We start from the raw sequence: 1,570 nt of genomic DNA on the forward strand, positions 1-1,570 counted from the left end.
TGTTAACGGAAATAAGGAATAAAAGTAGACATACGGGCAGGACTACAATTTCAACCTTACCAACAAAATGTATGCCGGCTTGCTCAGAATGATAAATTAATGCAAAATACAGGAGGAACGAACGGGAAGATATTTTAAGGCAAAGAATAGGCACATAATTTTGCCAGCACTTTTTCTTACTGTAGGAAATGGAGTATACCTTTCTCCTGAAAATGGGGTGATAAATTGTCTTTATCTAAAAGTTCGACTGGCAGGTCGCAAGATATTCAAGCATTGTTAATGGCAATATATGAACGGCTTTATAAATATTTCGGCCCAAGTCACTGGTGGCCTGCCGATACCCCCTTTGAAATCATCGTAGGAGCAATACTTACCCAGAATGTCGCCTGGAAGAATGTCGAAAAAGCAATAATCAATCTCAGGGATGCCGGGCTCCTCGAACCGGAAGCAATCTACGGGACCAGTAAAGAGGAATTGGAAACTCTTATACGGCCGGCAGGGTTTTATCGCGCCAAAGCCAAAAAGTTGAAGGCATTTGTTGAACACCTGAGGAAACGATATAACGGGTCCTTGAGCGCCATGTTTTCTCGCCCCTTAACGGAACTGCGTCAAGAAATGCTGGCTATTTACGGTATTGGCCCTGAGACGGCCGACGCCATCCTCTGTTACGCCGGTAATTATCCCATCATGGTCATGGACGTCTATACACGCCGGGTTTTTACAAGGATGGGTTTTTTCGATGATAACATAAGTTATGATGGTATGCAGGCGTTTTTTATGGACAACTTGCCTGAAGATCAGCACCTCTACAAGGAATATCATGCCCTGATTGATGGACTGGCAAAGCATTTCTGCCGCAAGAACCGGCCTGAATGCCAGGGGTGTCCCCTCGGAGATATTTGCCCCCGGATCGGGGTTAATATTTAAGGCCGCCTGTTATACCGGAGGCTTTAGCTATTGACCTACCCTGAAAATAACTTCTCTCCAGGCTGGCATTGTTTTTGCTCGCTCCCTGGTCCTCGCGGAGCAGCCTACGGCTCAGCCCCGGGCTCGGGCGGGGTTCCCGGCCTATTCGGCATCCTTGCCTCAGAGGCCGGCCTCGGACATCCTGTCCTCGGCCCCGCCCTCGCTCCTCGGCTTCACCAAGGCTGCTCAACCGCTCGGACCAAGTCGCTCGCTCCAAACAAATGCCAGCCCGTTATTTTCATCCCTCTGATGGTGCTGCGTTAGCGGCATGGGTGTCTCACATGAAATTTTCATCCTGACCGGCCGCTTTTCTGAGCAGGGCAAGGTGGTTAAACAAGAAAGGGAGGAAATTCAGGCATTGAGGCGTAAAAATAAAAAAATCAAGGAAGATGTTAAGGAAATATTAAGCCGGGGGCTTTATAATAATTTGTCCTGCCTTGCTTGCTGCCGGGATTCATGTTATAGTATTTAATGCTCCGGCAGGGGAAAAACCTGGTAGCAATTTTCAGTTGACCGGGCAATTAAAAACAGCTATAATTAATATCTGCTCGCCTCGCCAACGAGGCGCAGCAAGGAAGAAAAAAGTCTTGACAAGAAATAAAAA

General features: G+C 47.4%; 1 protein-coding gene. It reads left to right on the forward strand.

Translation table 11 applies throughout. The features are described from left to right. Positions 1-225 precede the first annotated feature (225 nt). Entirely contained in the window at positions 226-927 is a 702-nt protein-coding gene (locus tag NWF31_RS14430; RefSeq protein ID WP_258361201.1) for an endonuclease III domain-containing protein, read from the forward strand. Positions 928-1,570 lie beyond the last annotated feature (643 nt).

Source organism: Neomoorella sulfitireducens (assembly GCF_024733845.1).
GTDB lineage: Bacteria > Bacillota > DSM-521 > Neomoorellales > Neomoorellaceae > Neomoorella > Neomoorella sulfitireducens.